Below are 22,593 nucleotides of genomic sequence, written 5' to 3'. Positions count from 1 at the left end.
TATTTACCGATTTCCTTCTAGAATTGGGGTTTGAACATTACAAATTGTTTAAATTGAGTTAAAATAGATACGTTAGGCCTATCAACATAATTCGAGGGGGAAATTTCTTTGAGAGATCCACGCATTCAACAATTAGCCAAAAATCTAATTACATACTCTGTTAATCTCCAAAAAGGGGAAAAGGTTCTTATTGAAAACTTCGGCTTTCAAAAAGAGCTTGTCAATGCACTTGTACAAGAAGCATACGCAGCAGGGGGATATCCTTTCGTATTGCTGAAAGACCATTCCGTGATGCGCCAGCAATACATGGAAGCGTCTGAGGATCAGATGAAACTAATCGCTAAGCATGAAGGCGATCTTATGTCGCAAATGGACGCGTACATCGGTCTGCGTTCAGGAGACAATATCAACGAATTATCTGATGTGCCTGCTGAAAAAATGGCGCTCTATGAAAGAACAGTCTTCGCAATGCACCGCGATATTCGTATTAAGAAAACGAAATGGGTCGTTCTTCGTTACCCTAACGCATCCATGGCTCAGCTTGCCAGCATGAGCACCGATGCTTTTGAAGACTTCTACTTCCAAGTATGCAACCTGGATTACGGCAATATGAACGAAGCGATGAAATCTCTGGAAGATCTTATGAACAGAACGGATAAAGTCCATCTTAAAGGACCTGGAACCGATCTTACTTTCTCTATTAAAGACATTCCGGCAATCCGCTGTGCGGGAGCCAACAATATTCCAGACGGAGAAGTATTCACTGCGCCAGTGCGCGACTCTGTAAATGGAACGATCACGTACAATACTCCTTCTCCATATCAAGGCTATACGTTTGAAAACGTATCTCTTACTTTCGAAAACGGTAAAATCGTAAATGCGACTGCCAATGATTCAGAGCGCATCAACAAAATCTTTGATACAGATGAAGGATCCCGCTATATCGGAGAATTTGCCATCGGTGTAAATCCTTTCATCCAGCATCCGATGAAAGACATCCTGTTTGATGAGAAGATTGACGGAAGCTTCCACTTCACACCTGGACAAGCATATGAAGAAGCATATAACGGCAATGACTCTAACATCCACTGGGATATGGTTATGATCCAGCGCCCTGACTATGGCGGCGGAGAAATCTATTTTGATGATGTATTGATCCGTAAGGACGGACGTTTTGTTCTTCCTGAGCTTGACAAGCTTAACCCTGAGAACCTAAAATAAGTGATATTAAAAGCGCCGGAGGATAAACCTTCCGGCGCTTTTTTTACTCGTGTTCATTTTCATTCATTTAAAAAAAGGGGGACTCTTCCCGAGTCCCCTTTTTCATCGTTATCCAATTCGTGTACTTTTCCCTTTGTTTTCTTCAACTTCCTGTTCATAGGACTTTTGAAACTTTTGAATATCTCCAGCACCCATAAACAATAGAATACCGTCTTTGTGCTGTTCCAGAATGCCTACTTCATCCTCTGTGAGAAGCTGTGCATTCGGAATTAGGTCCTGCAGGTCTTTTATCGTGAGTGTACCTGCATTTTCACGTGCGGAACCGAAGATATCACACAGATAAACATAATCGGCTTTGCTTAAGCTATCACTGAATTCTTGCAGAAACGTTTTCGTTCTCGTGAAAGTATGGGGCTGAAAAATCGCCACAACATCACGGTCTTTGTACTTATATTTAGTGGCTTCAATTGTAGCACTGATTTCTGTTGGATGATGAGCATAGTCATCGACCAATACTTGACTGCCAAACGGCTTTTCAGAATAACGGCGCTTTACACCACTAAACGTTTTTAGACGGTCGGAAATAATATCAACGGGTACATCCTCATAGTGGCACAACGCAATAACCGCTAACGCATTGAGAATGTTGTGGGTTCCATACCCCGTAATCGTAAATGTGTTATAAAAAGTGTTGCGCACAAAAACATCAAATGTAGTGCCGATCTCATCACGCTTAATATTGGCTGCCTGAAAATCGTTGTGTTCTCCAAGGCCATAAAATACGACGGGTACGTTTGCATGGATCTTCTGCAGATGCTGATCATCACCGCAAGCGATGATTCCTTTTGTTACCTGCATGGCCATCGCCTGAAACGCGCTGATCACATCATCGATATCCTTAAAATAATCAGGATGGTCGAAGTCAATGTTCGTCATGATTCCGTATGCGGGCTCATAGGAAAGAAAATGGCGGCGGTATTCACAAGCCTCGAATACGAAATATTCGCTGTCTTCTACCCCTCTGCCCGTTCCGTCACCGATAAGAAACGAAGTCGGCTTCGCTCCTCCAAGAACATGAGCAAGCAGGCCTGTCGTTGATGTTTTACCGTGCGAGCCTGTTACGGCAACGCCTGTATACTTCTTAACAAAGTCGCCAAGGAAGTGATGATAACGGTAGATCGGCAAGCCAATCTCCCTTGCTGCTATCAGTTCTTCATTGTCATCCGGGAACGCATTTCCAGCAATAATCGTCTGGCCTTCTTTAATATTGTTTTTATCAAAAGGAAGTATTGTAATCCCGCGCTCGTCAAGAGCCTGCTGGGTAAAGAAATACTTTTCAACGTCAGACCCCTGAACCTCATTTTGCATATCATGAAGTATTTGAGCCAAAGCACTCATTCCGGTACCTTTAATTCCTACAAAGTGATAATGTGTCATGTTAAGACCTCCACAATCAAAAACCTTCTCAGAACCGCATGTTCAGGCAGTCCATTTTTCAAGGCCTATTTTCTGTCAGTATATGCCTGCTTATAAAGTAATGATAATCATCAAAAAGCAAAGCGGTAACCGACTCATTTTCTCATTATAGCAAAAAACAATGTCTATCTCCATTACTTCTGGAGGATTGGCCAAAAGAGGCATTTAGTTACAGATTCTTTCCTATTTTGCTCTCTTTTTCCAAATTTATATAGTCCTAAATGAGGGAAAAACTCTTAGACATAAATCTAAGAGTTTCTACTCTACTTTTTCAAGACGGGCATTTGGGCGATAGATCCGGCCCGCTTTCGCTTGAGGCTCTCCATGCATCAAAACGTTATCCCCGGTAAACCCAATATTAATTTTAAGGAGATTGCTCCCTACTCCATATATATCGACTGGTACACCATGTTTTTCAAAAGAAGTGATCCGTTCTTCAGTAAAGCCGCCGCTGACCACGATTTTAACATGCTGAAATCCTTCCTGATCAAGCGCTTTTCTCAATGCAAAAATCAGTTCGGGGTTTACTCCCCGCGGATCGAAGCTGCCTAAAACCTCAGGATTGCGGAAGAAATGCTGATCGACCATCGTTCGGGATGTGTCGATACGCACCCCTTTTAAAACACTGCCAAATTCTCTCGCTACTTTCAGAGCGTCTGTGATCGCATCATTGTTGTAATCGACCAGCGCCATCAGTTCATCTTCCGGATAGGTTTCGTGATAAGCTTTTGTCGCTTCAACAATGTCCCCGCCAAACAGTTGAATAAGAGCATGAGGCATCGTCCCCATTCCCTGCTTCCCCCACCATTCATTCATCGCATGGGTGGCCTGAGCTGTTGAACCGCCGATGTAGGCAGCGTATCCGTCACCCGCCTGCTGAGCGAAGTGGTCGTCGCGGTCACCCATAAAGATAACGGGCTTTTGAACACCCGATATACTGGCCGCTTTAACTACGTTATATACATTTGTCGCCACAGACGTCCTTCTCGCTAAGATCCCATCAAGCATCCCTTCAAGGAATCCAAAATGCTGATAAGGTCCGGTAATGGTAAAGACCGTCTCAAAAGGAGAAATCTTATCGCCATCCTTGAGTGAATAAATTTCCAGGTCATCCGCATTTTTTGCAAATGTCTTGATTAAGGCAATTGCTTCATCTGTTCCGCAAAGAACAGACTCGTTTTTTTGAAAAAATTGCATCGTTACTATATTGTCGGGCTTGAATTTTTTTACGATTTCACATGTTTTCAGGAAGTACACAGCCGAGAACCAGCCGTCACCCGCCCGTTCATCAAATTTGAACGTCTGATTGGTCAAGCGTTTGATTTTTCCCTGTAACTTCAATTCAATCTCTTTCATATAAACTCCTCATCACCTGGTCAAGAAATTTGCAATTTGCTGTTTTCCTTATCTTAATAAAACCTGCAAGACTCATACTTTCTTATAATATAGAACTACTCTTCAGAAAACAAGAGAAACTGATTAGTATCCTTGCTTGCAATGAAGCCGAAAAAAGAGGCGTCCTTTGGAAAGCCGCTTGGCTGTCCCAGGACACCTTTTTTAACAATCACAATTAAACTTCTGCTTCACTGAACATTTTGCTTTGGAATTCTTCTTGTGACATGAGGACGTTTCTCGGCTTGCTTCCCATCGCTTCCGATACAAGACCGAACGCTTCCATCATTTCTACGAGGCGGGCGGCACGGTTATAGCCCACCCTGAACCTCCTCTGGATGCTTGATGACGAGGCTGCGCCAACATCCAGTACATAATAACATGCTTCTTCAAAAAGATCGTCTTCCTGTTCAACCGTCTGATTGGACTGGATCAATTCTTCTCTGCTGAACAAATAATGCGTCGGATACTGTTCTTTGACGAAAGCCGTAACTCGTTCGATCTCTTCATCAGAAACAAAGTTTCCTTGAATGCGGACCGCTTTGCTCGAACCATTTTCCATGAACAGCATATCTCCGCGGCCGAGCAGACGTTCTGCCCCGCTGATATCAATGATAGTTCTGGAATCAATCGCTGAAGACACAGCGAATGCTGCGCGAGTCGGGATATTCGCTTTAATCAAGCCAGTAATGACGTCAACTGAAGGCCTCTGGGTTGCCAGCAGGAGATGAATGCCGCAGGCTCTGGCTTTTTGGGCAATCCTGCAGATCGCTTCTTCTACGTCCTGCGGTGAGACCATCATAAGATCTGCCAGTTCGTCTATCACCACCACAATGTAAGGCATCTTGTTGGCATAGAGCTGTTCACTCTTCATTTTGTCATTATATCGTTTAATATCGCGAACGCCATTTCTGGCAAAGGCTTCATATCGGCGCTCCATCTCCTCTACTGTCCATTTCAGGGCCGTTGTCGCTTCCTTTGGATCTGTAATAACAGGAGTTACGAGGTGCGGTATAGCATTATAAGGAGCCAGCTCCACCATTTTAGGATCAACCAGAAGAAGGCGAACATCCTCTGGTGATGCCTTATACATTAAAGAAACCAAAATGGAGTTGATGCATACACTTTTACCCGATCCGGTTGCTCCTGCTATAAGTCCATGGGGCATCTTCTGAAGATCGGTCACGATAGGTGAACCTGAGAGATCCAGCCCCAGTGCCACGGTAAGTGGAGAAGAGCTTTCCCTGAATTCCTCACTCTGCAGAATTTCACGCAAATACACGGCCTGGCTGTGACGGTTTGGAACTTCAATTCCTATCGTGTTTTTTCCGGGAATCGGCGCTTCAATCCGGATATCCTTAGCGGATAAGCTTAATTTAATGTCATCGCTAAGATTTGTAATTTTGTTAACCTTTACGCCGGGTGCGGGCTGAACTTCCAGTCTTGTAACGGAAGGGCCCTTGGTTATATTTACTACTCTGGCGTTCACATTAAAGTTATCAAGCGTCAGCTGAAGGAGGTCTCTCTGTTCTTCCATCCAAAGGCTGTCATCCTCTTCCTGTACGGGCGGATGATGCAGCAGGTCCAGCTGAGGAAATGAAGAAGCAGAAACAGGTTCCGGCGAATGTCTTACAGCTTGTTCTTTCTTCACAAGCGAATTTTTCACCTCTGGCTGCCGATCTGCCGGTTTGCGGTCTTTTTTCAACATCAGAACATTAAAGGGAACATAGGAGCCCCCAGGCTTTTTCACCGGCTCTTTTTGGTGCTCAGCAACTTCCCGTTGTCTCTCTTCAACAGCGGGTGATAGTATTTCTTCTGGCTGTTCATGATACTCTTCCATTGGTTCTGATTCTAGCTCTGTTTCTGATTCTGGTTCTGCAGATGCAGATTCCATTACTATAGGTTCTGAATTCAAAGATTCATAAACCGTTTCCGTTTCTAGTGCTGGAAGGCTTTCTTCCATTCTCTGTTCAACTGCTTTTCGTTCTGTCTTAAGTTCCGGGGAGCTCTCCAGCTGAATTACTGGTTCAGATGGTCCAGTCAGCTCGATCGTATCTTTTTTAAATTCATCAAGCAGGAGAATCGGTTCATCTTTGGAACGGACGAGTCCAAGCGGTTGTTCCTCCTTCTCTTCATGCAATACAGGCGGCTCAACTTCCTCATCTCTCTGAAGTACGACAGGTTCTTTAATGGTAATCGGTTCTTTTAACAGCTCTTCCATCAATTCATTATCCGGAATTTTTTTCTTTTGAATTTCTGATAGCTTCCATAGCCCCGGATTTAAAATTGTGTCAGGTCTTCTTTCACCATAACCATATATTGGAGATGGTACCTGTGACGGCTTAAAATTGCTTTTTGGCCGTTTCTCATATGCAGTGGGAATGCTTTCTTCCTTATTGTCCTTGCTGCCCTTATCCCTGCTGCCAAACCCATAAATGGGTGAAGGAATCTCGGTCGGCCTAAACTGGCTTTTTGAAGAAGGATTGCTGTATCGATTATCAGCCGTATTCGAGTTTTCCTTTCCAATTCGCCCTTCCCTGCTCCCAAATCCGTAGATGGGCGAAGGGATCTCAGAAGGCTTGAATACTCTTGCCTTTTCTTCTTTGGATGCTGATGACTGTTTTTCCTTTATAGGGATTTCTTTTTTTTGTTCTAACGCAGGTTGATAGGTCTCTTTCACATTCTTATAAGCTGGTGCCTTTGAATAGCTGGGTTTATTCGCTCTGGCTGACCTGTATGTACCTAGTTCTTCTTCATCTGATACGAGCGGAAAACGAAATTTCCCTTCTGATGGATAGCGGCTCACCATCCGAGGTGCAGAATTGTTTTGGCCGTTCTGAAAACGTCCAACCGTGCGTTGATTTCCAGATTCTGTTTTCTCTTGCTTATGTATTTCTTGATTTATTGATTCTTCTGTTTCAGAAGGTTCATCATCAAACATAAAATTCATCATCTTTTTAAACCACGACATTGCCATCACCTTCTTTTTTTCTAGGTCTATCTTTTTATTGTAGCGGAATTTGTCACATTCTTTAAGAAAAAATTGCCAACAAATTCAAAAAATATAAAAACCACTAGATTTCTCTAGCGGTTATGGATAAAGGCGAGCTTACCGGCCATTGAACAGCCACCTAAACTGGAGGAAAAAAGCCGCCTAAAACTTCCTGTCATTCAGCAAGATTCGGGTGATTCTGCTTTTCTTCAACATACCTTATAATAAATTTCGGTCTAAGACAAGCTTTTATGACTTTTTTACAGCCATTTTTACCAAGAATTTCTTTGGTACCCTACTCTCCTTCTGTTTCATCGACGGGCTTGTTTTTTGCCAAGATGAAAACAGGTTCAAGTTCACCGTTCTCATAAAGGAAAGGCAGGGCGGTTACTGGCACACGGCCGTTCATAAAGAACTGCATCGCCATCTGAGCCAAGATATCATACCCCTGGTTATTCCGAATATCTGCCAAGATGAGAACGTCCTGATGCGGAACGGCAGCAGCAAGAGTACCAGACACTTCCTTTTCCATTCGGTCAAGCAAAGCCGAGTTGAGAATTCTGCTCGCATCATATCCATCATTATGGTTGATAAAGTAGAAGGTGTTGCCCGCAACCTCATCTCTCTTCATCTCTGTATCCAGGGAACGAACATTAAAACGGGCGATCTCCATTAACTGTTCTCTGCTGATGTTTAAATCCTGAAGCATTTTTTCACTAATAAGCCGGTATGTGTTCCCAAGATCCAGAGCATAAAAGACGGATGTTTCAGCTGTATGCTCCTCATGGATTAAAGCGTCTCCTTCTGGCGATTCTGTCGGAAAAGAAGTTGACCGGATGACAGGAAAGATATTCTTTTCCTTTTTGGTTTCAGGAGATGCCTCGATGGCATTGAGAGCTTCTTCCACATGGTAAACAAGCTCATCCAAAAAGGCGTCCTTTTTCTTTTGCCATTCCACAGTCAGCCCAGGAAGAGAAAGGGTAATTCCTTTCTGATGCTCTTTATGTTCTATTCTAAGCTGTTCGTTTTCACGGTCATACGACAATTGCCATTCAGGCCGGTTCAGCCTTTCTTCAAGCACCTTTTTCAGTTTAAGGCTTGTACTCATGTTATCCCTCCAGTTATGAAAGCATAAAAAACCTCCTGAACGGAGGTTTTTTGAAGTAAATTCGTTGATGTGATGTCCCGCGCAAGTTCTTAATCAGGAAAATGCGCTTTTCTCACTAGTCTTGTTTATATTCTACAACAACTTCAGTGCCTAATCCTCCGCGTGCATTCCAAGTCGCGACAATTTTAAGGTACTTTGGTTTAAGAAGGTCAACAAGGTCTTCCTTCATTTTGTTTGTTGCATGCTCCTGATAGATCCCTACGTTTCTGTAAGAAGTCAGATAGTATTTTAATGATTTCATCTCTACTAAATCTTCGTTCGGGATATAGCTGATGATGATGTCCGCAAAGTCAGGAAGGCCAGACCACGGACAAACAGAGGTAAACTCTGTTGTTGGAATGGTAACCAGTGTATCCTTGCCAGCATACTCGTAAGGAATGGTTTCTAAAATATCGACCAAAATGACGCTTTCATCTTCTATATCAAAACGAATGCCTTCGTATTTCTTATGATTTACTTCTACCTTTGCCATTATTAAACGCCCTCTCTAAATGTAATTCCCGACGTATAAACGTACTGTTACGATTTTAACATATTTCTCTTATTCGTTGGCGTTTACAGGCAAATTATTTATAAATGCGGTGATTTGCTCTTTTGTTTTGCGCTCCTTGTCTACATACCTGCCGATTTCTTTTCCTTCATGGAAAGCGACAAAGCTTGGGATACCGAAAATATCAAGTTCCTGGCAAAGCTCGCTATGCTGATCACGGTCAACAAAGATAAATGTATATTGGCTGAATTCCTGTTCGAGTTCAGGAAGAAACGGTTTAATAAACACGCAATCCGGGCACCAGCCTGCCGAGAAAACAGCAATAACGGTTCCCTGCATCGTCAATTCTTTAAATTCTCCGATTGATTCAAGCGTTCTCATGAAAAATCTCTCCTCTTACTGGTTTATTTTCATATCTCCTGGCTTAATGTATCCTTTTTTCCTCATCCATTCTGAAATTACCAGACTAATCAGTATTGGTCCAGCAAAATGCAACAGAAAAATATATAGGATCACATGCCAGCTGAATCCCATGGTCCGAAGCGTCATGATCTGTCCAACGAGCCCGCTGGTCCCCATCCCCGCTCCTGCTGGAATATTGACCATATGAAAAACCAGCGTACCGATTGGGGCCAGTATGATTCCTGCCAGGGTTGGGGGAATTAATATTTTCGGATTGCGGACTACATTCGGAAACTGCAGCTTCGAAGTTCCAATTCCTTGAGTGATCCATCCTCCAAACCCATTGTCTCTGTAACTGATGGTGGCGAACCCGATCATCTGTGCCGCACATCCGATGGTAGCCGCTCCCGCAGCCACGCCTTCTAATCCAAGCATGATAGCAATTGCCGCACTCGAGACCGGGCCAGTAAGAGCTAAACCGAGCAGTACCGCCACAAGGATACTCATGATCAGCGGCCGCTGTTCGGTGGCCCACATGACAAGGTGTCCGAACGCTTTCATGAAATGTTCGATGCCTGGCCCTGCAAAATAGGCCACTGAATAACCGGCCAGAATGGTCACTGCCGGAGTAATAAGGATATCCACTTTTGTTTCCTTGGACACCAGTTTCCCGGCTTCAACCGCGACTAATGTTGCAGCAAAACAGCCGGCTACACTTCCAAGCTCGGCTCCTGCAGAACCTGCCACGACTGAAGCAAACAGGACGAGGGGCGGAGCTTCAAGCCCATATGCGACAGCTGCGCCAATTGCCGGACCAAGCAACGTCATGGCAAGACTGCCCATTTTTATAAAGAAAGGCAAGTGTGCCTGCTCTCCGATTGTTTTTAAGATCAAACCGATCACCAGTGACGACATCAAACCAAGGGCAAAGTAACTGAAGCCGGTTATAAAGTAAACTTTTGGTGAAAGGGAAACTCCTTTTCTTTTCATGAAATGACCCACATTTATTCTCCTCTTTTTTCTTAAATGGTTGATGAATAAGTTCAAACACAACTCATTTATTATACAAGAGTAATAACATCTGTAAAGACAGATGGGATTTTGTCAAAAAATTCACATTACAGACCAATACCTTAATAAACAAAATTAAAAAGATTCCGATAGTAAGGATATAAAGGGGGAACACAATGAACATGTCTATACGCAACAGGGTAAGAACCATGCTATTTATGAGCTTGATCGGATTGCTGATTATGATCGGATTTACGGCATGTTATGTCTGGTTAAGCGGGAAAATGGATCATGAAAAGGAACAATTGCAGCAAAACAGCAATCATAGCAAAGAAATATACAGTGATCTAACAACCATCCGCAAAAAAGAACAGGATTATTTACGGCTTCCTTCCACAGAAAAAGCAAACGAAATCAACTCTTCTGTTCTTACATTGCAAAAGAAAGTAGAAAATTATTCAAAGAAAGCAAATAATGCTTCCATAAAGAAAGAATATAAAAACATAGCAAAAAAAATTGAACAATATGGTACATCCTTTGACTCTACTTCTTCCATGGCTGTTCAGATCAGCGGGCTGAAAGATTTGATGGCAGAAACGTCTTCAACCTTTGAGAAGAAAGTTTCCGGTATGAAGGACCTTAAACTATATAATGAGTTTCTCATCATGAACAAATACGAAAAAGAATTTTATTTGTCCTTAAACGAAGAGAATGTAGCAAAATTCCAGGAATCTGCCGGCAAGTTTGAAAAACAGCTTGATAAATCCTCTCTTCCGGAAGATGAATTATCCGATTTCAAAACAAAACTGTTAAAATACACATCCTCGGCTGGTAATATCCAAACGACATCTAAGCAGATCAAAGAAATGACAAGTGAATTTGAATCGATTGCAGCCAATGTTGAGACTTCCATCATGAAAATCGAGAAATCCAATGATCAGAAACGAGCAGAGCTGACAGACAAACAATCCGGATTAAAATCATTGCTCACCTGGCTCTTGATCGGTATCTCTGCAATCGTTATTACCGGCATGACTGTAGCTGGAATCTGGCTAACCCGTTCTATCGCCCGCTCCATTTCATTATTAAAAGAAGGAGCCACAGTCATCGGCAACGGAAATCTAGATTACCGGGTACAAACGGCCTCCAATGATGAGATGGGTGAGCTTGCTGAGACCTTTAACGCCATGGCAGAAAAAATGCAGCGGTCCATGAGTGAAGTGCAGCGTGCTTCTGAACAGCTGGCTGCATCCTCCCAGCACCTTGCCGCGATATCTGAAGAAACGACCGCACAGACAGAGGAAGTTTCAGACGCAGTACAGCAAGTATCCATTGGTGCACAAAGCCAGGCGGATCATTTGCATGAAAGCACTCTGCTATTGACGGAAGTTACAGATGCCATCCAAGAAACGGCTTTCATCAGTGAACAGATTGCAATAGATACCCTTCAGGCGGAAGAAGACGGTAAGTCTGGAATGGAGACTGTTCAGCAGCTCAATACACATTCTGAAAAATTCATTTCGCTCGCGAATGATCTTATTTCTGAAATACAAGATGCCAATGCACAATCCAAACAGATCCATTCTATCGTACATACCATACAAGAAATAGCGAGAAGCACTGATCTGCTTGCTTTAAATGCTGCCATCGAATCCGCGAGAGCCGGCGAGGCTGGCAGAGGCTTTTCCGTTGTAGCGGCTGAAGTCCGAAAGCTGGCTGAACGCTCCAAAAATGAAGCACAGCAGATTCAGCAGCTTGTTAAACTGATGGGAAGCCAGATGGATAATCTTACTCAGGAAACGGCTAGATTTGAGGACTACCGTAATGAGCAGCTTCAGTCTGTTTCCATGACCAAGCAGGCCTTTGAGTCCATCGTAACCAATGTTGCTGCAATTCACGGAAAGATCAGCCAGATCCAGACGTCGATCCGGCATGTTGGTGAAGCGAATATCGGCCTTTCTGAAAAACTTCATGAAGTCAGTGCCATCTCACAAGAATCAGTGGCTACAAGTGAACAAGTCAGTGAATCAAGTATCCACCAGAAACAGGCGATCAATGAAGTGAACTATGCCGCAAACAAACTACAGGAAATTGCGCTTAATTTGCAGAATGAAGTTCAGCAGTTCCATCTTGGAGAATTAGTTAATCATGATATCGAAGAGCAAACGGTCCATGAAGCTGTAGAAGAAGCGTTCCTTGAAGCGGCTCCTGCTCAGCATGAGGAGGAAGTTTCCTATGATGAGAGTGAAGAAGAGTTGAATCACGGTGATGAGATATCTCTTCATCCTCCCCTTAACACTGAGGACGATGAAGAAGTAAAATAAAAAAAAAAAAAAGCTCCCGAAACAGGGAGCTTTTTTCTGCTATCTTTTTTGATAATACTCGTATTGCCCGTAGAGCATCTTGACAATATGTTCAAACATCTCGTCTCTCGAAAGCCGGCCATTCGTAAAAATTCCGATGGCACCCGCTTTTTTTCGAATGTCTTTATCTGATGTGAAGCTGGCCATCACATCGCCTAGTTCATGGCCTTTTCTGATTGGTTCAGCGATTTCCTCCGGCAGCGGAATCTTTGCACCGCTTGCCACGAGAACGTTCCCTTCCCTGTCAGACAAAGCCCCCCAGTTGCATAAATACAGTGTTCCTTCAGTCTCTGAAACACCGCCTTCTAAGCCGAATCCCAGCTCTGCACCGTTTTTAACACAAGCCTTTGCCCGGTTAACGGCTCCCAGCCTAGTCTCCTCGTCGGAGAAAGGCTGGGGAGAAACGCCAGAAGGTACATCCATCGATTGAACAGGCTCGTTCACTACATGTTCAACCGCTTTTATTTTTGCGGGATTTGCTGAACCTACTGCAAACTTCATAACATCACCCTTGTTTGCTGTTAATCGTTCAATATACTGTTCAATGTTGTTTGATCTGTGCTCTTTACGAGCTTGATCAGCAGTTCTTTTGCTGCCGCATAATCATCAATATGGACGATGGATCCGTGCGTATGAATATAACGGGAACAAATACCTACTACCGCTGAAGGAACTCCTTTTCCTGAAAGGTGGACACTTCCTGCGTCCGTTCCACCTGGCGAAACAAAGTATTGATAAGGAATTTTGTTGGTCTCAGCCGTATCTAAAATAAAGTCTCGAAGCCCTTTATGCGTGATCATCGTACGATCTAGGATACGAAGCAAAGTCCCTTTTCCCAAATGACCAAACTCGTTTTCATTGCCTGTCATGTCGTTGGCCGGACTTGCATCCAGTGCATAGAAAATATCAGGCTCAATCAGGTTGGCGGCTGTTTTCGAGCCCCTGAGACCAGCTTCTTCCTGGACTGTAGCTCCTGAATAGAGCTGATTCGGCAGTTTCGTATCCTTTACTTCTTTTAGAAGTTCGATCGCCAGGCCTACGCCATAACGGTTATCCCACGCTTTAGCAAGAATCTTTTTGGGATTGGCCATCGGTGTGAAAGGACAGATCGGCACAATCTGCTGTCCTGGACGGATGCCGATTTTCTCAGCATCTTGCTTGTTGTCTGCACCGATATCAATATACATGTGCTTGATATCCATTGGCTTCTTCCGCTGCTCCTCAAGAAGTAGATGAGGCGGTACCGAACCAATCACACCAACGACAGGACCCTGTTCCGTGATGATCTGAACTCTTTGTGCGAGCAGGACCTGGCTCCACCAGCCGCCAAGCGTTTCAAAATGGATCATACCAGTTTTCGTAATTCTTGTTACCATAAAGCCGACTTCATCCATATGGCCGGCGACCATTACTCTTGGCCCTTCGCCATGCTTCACACCAAAAATGCTGCCAAGTCCGTCTTGAATAATCTCATCGGACAGCGGTTCAATTTCTCTTCTGACATACTTCCGGACTTCATGCTCAAATCCCGGAGCGCCAGGAAGCTCTGTTAATGTTCTAAACAACTCCAGCGTTTCAGTATTCATTGTTTCTCCTTTCGGAAAGCTAGTATATGTATATCCCTATTGTAACGCTGGAAACAATAATTTTCCAATGCAGCAATAGGGGTGGTTGTTCAAATAATTATTTATAAGGAATCGGATCAGCGGCGCCTGCTTCTTCAAATCCTTTTAAACGCAGCTGGCAGCTGTCACATTCTCCGCACGCTTCTTCTTCTCCGTTATAACAAGAGGTCGTCAGACGGTACGGGACTTCCAGTTCAAGACCCTTTTCGATAGTCTCTTTTTTCGTTAAATGCATAAGAGGTGCACAGATTGAAATCTTTTTACCAGTTGTTCCTGCTTTTGTTGCCAGGTTGATGGTTTCATTCATGCTTTTAATGAATTCAGGACGGCAATCTGGATATCCGCTGTAATCAACTGCTGACACACCGATATAAACAGCTTCAGCACCAATCACTTCCGCATAAGCACTCGCCAGTGAAAGAAAAATCATATTTCGGGCCGGTACATACGTTGATGGAATTTCTTCCTTGTCATCCTTTTCAGTCGGCACATCAATCGAGGAATCTGTCAATGCACTGCCGCCGATCTGATTCAGAAACGCAATGTCCACAATACGGTGTTCATTCACGTTATAATGTTGGGCTACCTTTTTTGCCTGAAGCACCTCACGGCTATGCCTCTGACCATAATGGAAGGTTAGCGGATACAGCTCATACCCTTCATTTGCCGCAATCCCCATACAAGTTGTACTGTCCAATCCACCGCTTAAAACAATAACCGCTTTTTTCATCTTATACCCCTCTCTTATCTGGATGCCAAATGATTTTATGGAGCTGCATACTGACTTTGATATCTGACATGCGCTCTTCAAGGACTTTGTTTACAAGCTTTTCAGGCGGCATTGTTTCCCAGACCGGACTGAACAATACCTGTCCTTGTTTGTGATGCTGATTGACTACAGATGCAGCAAGTTCAAAATCTTCATCACTGCCGATTACAAATTTAATTTCGTCCTGCGGTTCCAAATGATCGAAATTCTCATGAACCATGCGATCCATCTCTCCAGAAGCCGGCAGTTTATAATCCATTACAAACCTTGCTTTGTTTTTAATTAATTGGTCGCTCTCCCTTAATAACTGAAACGCTTCAAGAGCAATAGCACCATTGGTCTCTATATGAATATCTTCAATTCTTTCAATTTCCGCCATCGCTTTTAAGAGCGCAGCCGATTTTTCTCTGTGGATCAGCGGCTCCCCGCCCGTAAAGCAGATCCGTTTTGATGCAAAAGAATTGATTCTCTGAATGATTTCTTCAATCGTTGCCTCAAATTCCGGCTTGGCTGGCGCATAGCTATAAGGAGTATCACACCATGTGCAGCGTAAGTTACAATGAAATACACGTACAAAAATGGTTGGAAAGCCTGCGGCCATTCCTTCGCCTTCAATAGTCTCGAAGATCTCTACCATCGGGACTTTCCACTGGGAGTAGACATCTGAGGATGGTAAGTTAAAGTGATTCGTCATGTTCCATCCACTCCCTTTTTAAGGTCGCATAGCTCGTGGGTGTTTCATATAAAACGATCTCTTCCAATCGGAATCCTTTATCTTTCCAACGATATTCCGTTAATTTTTTATCAAACTCTTCCCAGATCCAAACGATCATATTTTCAGCCGTTGTGTTCATCGGCGGCAGCACTTCATTTAAATAACGATGATCAAGCCTGCTCTCGATCGCCTCTTTATAAATTTTCTTAATGTCCCCAAAATCCATTGAGATTCCTACAGGGTCTACGAATCCGCTAATCGTTAGCACCAGCTTATACGTATGCCCATGCAGATTCTTGCATTTCCCTTCATAACAGTGAAGGTGGTGGGCGGCGTCAAATGTGAATTCTTTCGTTACAGCTACCCGTTTATGATGATACTTCAGCTTGCTTCGCTCAATATCCTCATCTATTTTTTGAACCTTTTTTGGAATTTCAAACTCCATATATTTTCATCCTTCCAAGAACATGGATAACCAATAAAAAAATCCCCATACAAACAGACGTATCGGGAGAGAGTGAAAGATTTTATAAGTTTCCACGCTCCCTAGTTTTTTTTAGCGAGGGGTGGGAATTTCGAACCCTCATTCATTGACTGCCCTTTAAGAATAGCAAAAAAGTCAGAAAAACTAAAGCTTTCTGTTATACTGGATGGGGAAAAGCTTACATAAGAAAGGGAGATGCTGAAAATGAAAGCAAGCAAATGGATTCTTGCCGGAGTCGCAGGCTTCGCGGCAGGATATGTAGCAGCAAAGCGAGCACCTCAGAACCTGACTCCTGAAAAAGCATTAAAACTGGTAAAGAGCCAGACCAAGGACGAATTTATGGTTACCGGCTCATGGATCAGCGTACATCCTGAAGAAGTAAAGCGCTTCGGGCTGCCGTTTACAGTATACAAAGGAGGCCTTTCCAGCACACTCAACTCCACCCTCACTCAATTTGATTTCATGATTGATGCCAAAACCGGAACGCTCCTTGATATCTCTAAACACGGTGAAAAAGCTAAAGTAATGGTATAGACACAAAAAAGCGCCGCAAACACCGCGGCGCCTTTTTTAGTTAAAGTTTTTCATATGATTGTACAAGTTGTTTTTAATTTTAAATTTAGTTGTTAGGTACTGGCCTTTCTCCCATATGGTAAGGAGGTATAGCGGTACAAGCAAGATAAGGGAGAGAAGCAGTATGATCACAACAAAATCCATCTTCGTGCCTACTTGATCCTCATGTGTTTTTTTGTACTGCTGCAGTTCTGGACCGGCTTTTGCCACTTCCTGCTCTGTCAGCATCTTATTGTCTTTCGCATTGTAAAAGACAATATCTTTGTGCTTGAAATAAAAAATGTTATCTCTAAGTGTTTTGTAGGAACCCATGCCTACGACGATCTCAGAAGTATCAAGCTTTGGATCATTGTTCGGAACAGTCTTAAGATCTGTAATCTCAATACTGCCTTTCTTGTAATCATAGTGCTTTTCTTTCAGGCCTTTTTCAATGGCTGCTTTCATTTCATTGTCTGCTGTCGCTCCAGCTGCAGAAGCGATAGAGGCAAAGGAAAAAACAAGAGTAAAAACGGATAATAGTGCAATAATCTTCCTTTTCATTATAATCCTCCTTGCTTTCAGTACAATTCCAATTCCAGTTCTAATCTCTTCCATCATATCATATTTTTCCTTTTTATTTGTCCACTTGAATTTGGAAATAATGTGACGGATTTTTGACAACTTAATCCTTTGGGCGAGCAATGCCCTCGATCAGTTTTCCTTGGTCATCCCATTTGACTGCTCTGTATATCGCATCATGGTAAAAAAAGTACCACGTATCTGACTTGATCCATTTTTGTTTTTCATAAATCGAAGTCATCGGATAATCATCATAAGCAAGCACCCAAAGCGGATTTTTATGCGCATGGGTCGGCATGATATCACCCAGATGATAGAGCACGGTTCCTTCTGTCTGTATTTCAATAATGCTGTGGCCGTTACTATGGCCTCCGGTATGAATCATCCTGATTCCAGGCAGAAGCTCAAATGATTCATTAAACGTTGTCACCTGATGCTCGATAGGCCTCCAATTTTCTTCCCAATATGTATTTCTTGAACGGATATTCGGATCCTTCAGTTCCTTCCATTCGGTTTCAGAGGTATAGATAACAGCGTTTTCAAAAACAGGCTTTAGTTCGCCGTCTGCCATTTTCGTTAATCCGGAGGCATGATCAAAGTGCATGTGTGTCATCAAAACAATATCAATATCCCCCGCTGACATGCCCAAGGATTCAAGACTTTCTTCAATCACAGATTCTTCATGAACGCCATAGTTCCGTTTTTGTTTGTCACTTAACTTCCCGCTGCCTATTCCTGATTCAATGAGAATATTCTTTCCGAATCCCTGCAGCAAAATCGGTTCTGTTCGTAATTCAATCTGATTCAGCTCATTCACAGCATACTTTTTACTCCATAGCGGTTTTGGAACCACTCCAAACATGGCTCCCCCATCCATATGGGTTACTCCGCCATCCAGCCAAGTTAACGTTAACTTGCCTACCTTCCAATGATCCATTGTGAGACTCTCCTTTGCAATATTAAAAATAATCTGAATTCAGTGTACCATACTTTTTTTAATGCAAGCTACCTGCTGAATGTCTGGAACATAAAAAAACCGGGAGTTATCCCGGGTTACTTTTTTGAACGAAATTGTGCTTCAGTCCGATAGATCCTGTGGCCTTTGGAAGAAAATTTCTCTTCGTATTCCGTCATGATATTGCCTTCATAATCACTTTTATGCAAATCAAGCCAGACTTGTTTTAGAATCATGCCATATTTTGAGAAACTATGGAGAGAATACTCAAATAATCCCTGGTTATCGGTTTTAAAATGAATTTCTCCCTCGTCTTTAAGGATGGTTTCGAAAATGAAAAGGAACGATTCGTACGTTAGACGGCGCTTTTCATGCTTGTTTTTCGGCCAGGGATCTGAAAAGTTAAGATATACTCTGTCCACTTCACCCTGCTCAAAAAAATCAGTCAGCTTTTGGGCATTTTCTCTGATCAGTTTAACGTTGTCGATCTCTTCCGTAACAATTTTTTCTAATCCAGAGACAATGATGCTATCGTAAATTTCCATGCCGATATAGTTGATATCCGGATGAGCCTTTCCCATTCCTGTAACAAAACTTCCTTTACCCGTTCCTACTTCAATATGAATCGGATGATCGTTCCCAAAATATTCGTGCCATTTGCCTTTTAAATCAGCAGGATTCGGGGCAACAACCTCTGGATACTCATTTAGCTTTTCTTTTGCCCATGGTTTAAAACGCTGACGCATACTGATCTCCCTTTCTAACATCAAATACCATTTAACACCTTCGACATTTTAACATGAAACGCTGTTCAGAAAAAGGCTTCAATAAAATCTACGTTCAAAAAAAAAGAACCCGCAGCTTACGTCGCGGATAAATTCTTCCGTATTCCATACCCTATGATTACTGAATTTCATCAACAGTTTAAAAGAAGGACGTGAAGATATATGCCGCTTGATTATACCCATCAACTGACACTGTTAAGAGATATTCTTCAAGATCATCACACCGATTGCAAGGGCACGCCTCAGGAATGCGCCCAACTGGAGCGCCTGGCTACCCGGCTGATGCAGGATGGGAGTGTAAATAATGAAATCAAGGATGTCTTGGGTCTCATTAACACGTACAGTCACGAGGGTTCAACTCATGAGAACCTTGAAGAACATATAACAAATCATAAGCCCCATATCGAAAATTGGCTGAATACTATTCAACCATTTCAAACTTCATAGCAAATTAACAGGGATTACCCGGGCAATAAATGGAAATTGTCGAACTTTTTAATTTATATAATAGCTTTCCTGCAAAACTTGCTTTAAAAAATTGTACCAGTATTCTTTTTCAGCTTCCTGTTTTCTCTCACTGTGCCAAAATACCGATAAAATGGTTTGTGCGATAATATACCAATGCATTCTCCGCTGAAGGTCCACGGTTAGTTCGACTCCATAGGTGGACAGCCATTTAGACCAATTTTCACGAGGAATATACCAGTATAGAAGCATACCAAGATCAAGAGCGGGATCAGCAATCATCGCACCGTCCCAGTCTATAAGATATAACTCGTTGGTTTCACTCAACAGCCAGTTATTATGATTAACGTCACAATGGCAGACGACTTTATCGTCATGCTGGATGACGTTTTTTTGCAATTTTAAATAACGGACAGCCTCCTTTATTTTTGGAGGACATACCTGTTCAGCCTGGATGTTTGTTTCAATATCATCAATAATCAGATCAGGAGTGAGCGGCTGTTTACCCAAGCGTTTTAACATATCAAGGAGTTCAGAAGACTTATGTATTCTGCCTAAAAGTCTCCCTACGCCATCATTCAGCATTTCAGATGCTTTTAATTCCCTTCCGTTCAGCCACTTTTGTGCCGTAATTACATCTCCGTTGCCCAATCTTTTTGTCCATAATAATTTCGGAACAATTCCTTCCGCAGAAAGTACCGCGAGAAAAGGTGACGAATTGCGCTTTAGAAAAAGAGTCTGATCTTCATATTTAGCTTGATATGCTTCTCCTGTTGCCCCACCAGCCGGCATAATCTGCCAGCCTTTGCCTAGTATGTGTTCCAAAACGTTCACCTTCAATCTCATGCGGAAAATTATTAGGTCCTCTTTTATATCGGTTAACATACACTTTGTTTTAAAATTAAAACCTCTACGAATACATTATTTTAACACAGCCTGAAGAAAAATCGTACATATTTATGTTTCGTTAAAATTTTTCGCTATACTGCACGGCCATTGTAAATCCAAGGGGCGGAATGATGAGCGACTCGGCATCTGTTTTATACAGCCCATCCTCTTTCACTTCCATTGCCTCTGCCGTAACTGTCCATTGGCCTGGAAACGGCAGCTGGTAAACCTTCTCGCTCTGATGGCCGTTGTATAAAAGGATAATATGTTTCCATGAATCCAGCTCGCCTATGTTTTTGATCATGTATCCGAACAATCCATCAGGCAGGTATTGAAGAAGAGATAAGCAGTCGGCAATTACCTCAGGTTGATCGATTCGAAAGGCGGGATGCTTCTTTCTAATTTGAATGAGTTCAGCCACATATTGTACGTCTGCTTCATATTTTGCTTTCCGTTCCCAATCAAGCCTGTTGATAATATCACCCGATTTATAGCTGTTGCCGTCTCCTTGCTTTGTTCTGAAAAACTCTTGGCCTGCATGAATGAATGGAACTCCCTGGGAAAAGATAGCAAGTGCGGTACCGAGCAAATGCCGTTTTCGCAGGACTGTCTCTTCTTCATAGGGATGCAGCGCACGAAGCCGGTCCCATAACGTGTGGTTATCATGGCATTCAATATAATTAATGCTTTGGCCTGGTGTTATGAACAACCCATGCTCTCCCGAATTTCCGGATGCATTTTCATACATCCCTGCAATTTGGGAGGCGTCCCCATTAATGAATCCTTCATGTGCGTCATGAAAGATATTCCCTTTAACATGGTCACGGAAACGATCATTAAAGAATGAGATTCCCGGCATCTTAACGGCAGAATCAATACATGCCTTTTGGTCTTCATCCAGCCACGTATTCATCTTCCAGCCTTCTCCTAAAATAAAAACAGCAGGATTTACTTCCGCAAGTTCCCTGTAAATTTCGTTCATCGTTTTGATATCATGAATACCCATTAAATCAAACCGGAAACCATCTACTTTATATTCTTTCGTCCAAAACATCACTGAATCCATCATGAATTTCCTCATCATATATCGTTCTGATGCTGTATCATTTCCTACGCCTGTTCCATTGACTGGGTTCCCTCCATAATCAAACCTAAAGTAATAGCCAGGCACAATCTTTTCAAAATCAGATGTCTCCCTGATAAAAACATGGTTATAAACAACATCCATAATGACACGAAGACCATTTACGTGCATAGATGAAATCAGTGCTTTAAATTCCTTGATTCTTGAAATCGGATCTGCGGGATCGGTCGCATAAGAGCCTTCAGGCACATTGAAATGCAGCGGATCATAACCCCAGTTGTACTCCGTATCTGCCTTTGTTTCATCAATACTTCCGTAATCATTGACGGGCAAAAGCTGGACATGCGTAACACCCAGATTTTTCAAGTGATCGATTCCTGTAACAGAATGGCCCGGACCTGCAGTGCCTGTTTCTGTAAACGCAAGGAATTTACCTTTATGCTGCATGCCGCTTAACGGATGAATAGAAAAATCCCTGACATGGACTTCATATATGATACTGTCTGTCTTTTTAATGGGAGGAGGGGAAAGAGCAGTATCCCAGCCCACAGGATCGGTCTTGCTTAAGTCGATCACAACTCCCCTTTTTCCATTGATCGTTACGGCTTTCGCATAGGGATCCACAGCTTCATTGACCGCATGATTTACTCTGACAAGGTAACAATATTCATTTAAATGGTGATCACCTGCTATCTCCGTTTCCCATACCCCTCTATCTCCCAATCTCATCGGGTGTTCAAAGGCTGTACTCACACTCGTAAACAGCTTCAGCCGTACAGAAGAAGCGGTCGGCGCCCAGACTTTAAAACTGGTTTTTTCAGAGGTATACGAAGTGCCAAGATCACTTTTTTCATACGCGTAGACTTCATCAAACTCTTTAGTTCTTACAACCGCCCCCGTCTTTAACGGGATTCTTCCTCCGTTAGGGCACACAACCCAATAATCCCGTTGGATAGGAATTTTCTGATCAAGCACCATATGAAAAAGCAACCGGTCCTCCAACCGCTGTTCAGAAATCTTTTTTAATGGGTAAACCCTTTCAAGGTCTGTTACGTAAAAATAGGCCTCCCTCGGCACTTCGGTAAAAATGACGAGTGTGACCATTGTAAATGTATCAAGATAGGCTTCGATCTGTTCTGCTTCCGCAACACGTTTATGATTGTTCAAAATGCCGATC

The 22,593-nt window shown here is 42.8% G+C and carries 21 protein-coding genes; 4 read left to right on the top strand and 17 right to left on the bottom strand.

Going from position 1 to position 22,593, the window contains the following annotated elements; translation table 11 throughout:
• Positions 1-108 precede the first annotated feature (108 nt).
• Positions 109-1,221, top strand: coding sequence for an aminopeptidase (locus OKX00_RS07325; RefSeq protein WP_091003854.1), 1,113 nt, complete (start codon positions 109-111; stop codon positions 1,219-1,221).
• A gap of 108 nt (positions 1,222-1,329) precedes the next feature.
• Here the strand turns inward: OKX00_RS07325 and murC are convergent, their stop codons facing one another.
• The 7 genes from murC to OKX00_RS07290 form a co-directional block, all read right to left on the bottom strand.
• Positions 1,330-2,658 (bottom strand): UDP-N-acetylmuramate--L-alanine ligase, encoded by a 1,329-nt coding sequence (gene murC, locus OKX00_RS07320; protein WP_265409965.1) that lies wholly within the window; start codon positions 2,656-2,658, stop codon positions 1,330-1,332.
• 297 nt (positions 2,659-2,955) lie between these two features.
• Entirely contained in the window at positions 2,956-4,053 is a 1,098-nt protein-coding gene (locus tag OKX00_RS07315) for a nicotinate phosphoribosyltransferase (protein WP_265409964.1), read from the bottom strand.
• 214 nt (positions 4,054-4,267) lie between these two features.
• Entirely contained in the window at positions 4,268-7,060 is a 2,793-nt protein-coding gene (locus OKX00_RS07310; protein ID WP_265409963.1) for a DNA translocase FtsK, read from the bottom strand.
• Between the two features lie 316 nt (positions 7,061-7,376).
• Positions 7,377-8,189 (bottom strand): DUF1444 domain-containing protein, encoded by an 813-nt coding sequence (locus tag OKX00_RS07305; protein WP_053357529.1) that lies wholly within the window; start codon positions 8,187-8,189, stop codon positions 7,377-7,379.
• A gap of 115 nt (positions 8,190-8,304) precedes the next feature.
• A complete protein-coding gene (gene queF, locus OKX00_RS07300; protein ID WP_053357528.1) occupies positions 8,305-8,721 on the bottom strand; it encodes a preQ(1) synthase in 417 nt (138 codons plus the stop codon).
• A 69-nt stretch (positions 8,722-8,790) separates the two neighbouring features.
• The gene (locus OKX00_RS07295; protein WP_265409962.1) at positions 8,791-9,120 is read right to left on the bottom strand and encodes a thioredoxin family protein; all 330 of its coding nucleotides are present in this window, start codon (positions 9,118-9,120) and stop codon (positions 8,791-8,793) included.
• 15 nt (positions 9,121-9,135) lie between these two features.
• Positions 9,136-10,131 (bottom strand): PTS sugar transporter subunit IIC, encoded by a 996-nt coding sequence (locus tag OKX00_RS07290; RefSeq protein WP_416054309.1) that lies wholly within the window; start codon positions 10,129-10,131, stop codon positions 9,136-9,138.
• Positions 10,132-10,328: 197 nt separating this feature from the next.
• Here OKX00_RS07290 and OKX00_RS07285 point away from each other — a divergent pair, with 197 nt between their 5' ends.
• Positions 10,329-12,476 carry a methyl-accepting chemotaxis protein gene (locus OKX00_RS07285; RefSeq protein WP_265409960.1) on the top strand — a complete coding sequence of 716 codons (2,148 nt, stop codon included), beginning with the start codon at positions 10,329-10,331 and terminating at the stop codon, positions 12,474-12,476.
• Between the two features lie 39 nt (positions 12,477-12,515).
• Here OKX00_RS07285 and OKX00_RS07280 read toward each other — a convergent pair whose 3' ends face one another.
• From OKX00_RS07280 to queD, 5 genes are all read right to left on the bottom strand, one after another.
• Positions 12,516-13,016 carry a DUF84 family protein gene (locus tag OKX00_RS07280; RefSeq protein ID WP_053357525.1) on the bottom strand — a complete coding sequence of 167 codons (501 nt, stop codon included), beginning with the start codon at positions 13,014-13,016 and terminating at the stop codon, positions 12,516-12,518.
• 20 nt (positions 13,017-13,036) lie between these two features.
• Positions 13,037-14,101 carry a M42 family metallopeptidase gene (locus OKX00_RS07275; protein ID WP_265409959.1) on the bottom strand — a complete coding sequence of 355 codons (1,065 nt, stop codon included), beginning with the start codon at positions 14,099-14,101 and terminating at the stop codon, positions 13,037-13,039.
• A gap of 97 nt (positions 14,102-14,198) precedes the next feature.
• Entirely contained in the window at positions 14,199-14,870 is a 672-nt protein-coding gene (gene queC, locus OKX00_RS07270; RefSeq protein WP_265409958.1) for a 7-cyano-7-deazaguanine synthase QueC, read from the bottom strand.
• A 1-nt stretch (position 14,871) separates the two neighbouring features.
• Positions 14,872-15,603, bottom strand: a complete 732-nt coding sequence (locus OKX00_RS07265) for a 7-carboxy-7-deazaguanine synthase QueE (RefSeq protein WP_265409957.1) — start codon at positions 15,601-15,603, stop codon at positions 14,872-14,874.
• Positions 15,587-16,069, bottom strand: a complete 483-nt coding sequence (gene queD / locus OKX00_RS07260) for a 6-carboxytetrahydropterin synthase QueD (RefSeq protein ID WP_062233725.1) — start codon at positions 16,067-16,069, stop codon at positions 15,587-15,589. Before queD ends, OKX00_RS07265 begins: the two co-directional genes overlap by 17 nt.
• Before the next feature lie 243 nt (positions 16,070-16,312).
• On the opposite strand from queD, the gene OKX00_RS07255 reads away from it, so the two are divergent.
• Positions 16,313-16,642 (top strand): PepSY domain-containing protein, encoded by a 330-nt coding sequence (locus tag OKX00_RS07255; protein WP_053357520.1) that lies wholly within the window; start codon positions 16,313-16,315, stop codon positions 16,640-16,642.
• 36 nt (positions 16,643-16,678) lie between these two features.
• Here OKX00_RS07255 and OKX00_RS07250 read toward each other — a convergent pair whose 3' ends face one another.
• The 3 genes from OKX00_RS07250 to trmB all read right to left on the bottom strand — a co-directional run bounded on the left by OKX00_RS07250 (position 16,679) and on the right by trmB (position 18,940).
• The gene (locus tag OKX00_RS07250) at positions 16,679-17,221 is read right to left on the bottom strand and encodes a hypothetical protein (RefSeq protein WP_265409956.1); all 543 of its coding nucleotides are present in this window, start codon (positions 17,219-17,221) and stop codon (positions 16,679-16,681) included.
• 121 nt (positions 17,222-17,342) lie between these two features.
• On the bottom strand, positions 17,343-18,176 hold the full coding sequence (locus OKX00_RS07245; RefSeq protein WP_265409955.1) for a YtnP family quorum-quenching lactonase: 834 nt from the start codon (positions 18,174-18,176) through the stop codon (positions 17,343-17,345).
• A gap of 116 nt (positions 18,177-18,292) precedes the next feature.
• Positions 18,293-18,940 (bottom strand): tRNA (guanosine(46)-N7)-methyltransferase TrmB, encoded by a 648-nt coding sequence (gene trmB, locus OKX00_RS07240; protein WP_265409954.1) that lies wholly within the window; start codon positions 18,938-18,940, stop codon positions 18,293-18,295.
• Between the two features lie 201 nt (positions 18,941-19,141).
• Between trmB and OKX00_RS23315 the strand changes: the two genes are divergently transcribed.
• A complete protein-coding gene (locus tag OKX00_RS23315) occupies positions 19,142-19,426 on the top strand; it encodes a YtzH-like family protein (RefSeq protein WP_416054308.1) in 285 nt (94 codons plus the stop codon).
• Between the two features lie 48 nt (positions 19,427-19,474).
• On the opposite strand, the gene OKX00_RS07235 is transcribed toward OKX00_RS23315, so the two are convergent.
• Both OKX00_RS07235 and pulA read right to left on the bottom strand, forming a co-directional pair.
• A complete protein-coding gene (locus tag OKX00_RS07235; protein WP_265409953.1) occupies positions 19,475-20,269 on the bottom strand; it encodes a phosphotransferase family protein in 795 nt (264 codons plus the stop codon).
• A gap of 142 nt (positions 20,270-20,411) precedes the next feature.
• Positions 20,412-22,583, bottom strand: a complete 2,172-nt coding sequence (gene pulA, locus OKX00_RS07230; RefSeq protein WP_265409952.1) for a type I pullulanase — start codon at positions 22,581-22,583, stop codon at positions 20,412-20,414.
• Positions 22,584-22,593 lie beyond the last annotated feature (10 nt).

It is taken from the genome of Fictibacillus sp. KU28468, assembly GCF_026153615.1.
In the GTDB taxonomy this organism is placed as follows: Bacteria; Bacillota; Bacilli; order Bacillales; family Fictibacillaceae; genus Fictibacillus_C; species Fictibacillus_C marinisediminis.
This window is presented reverse-complemented; position numbering and strand designations above follow the sequence as displayed.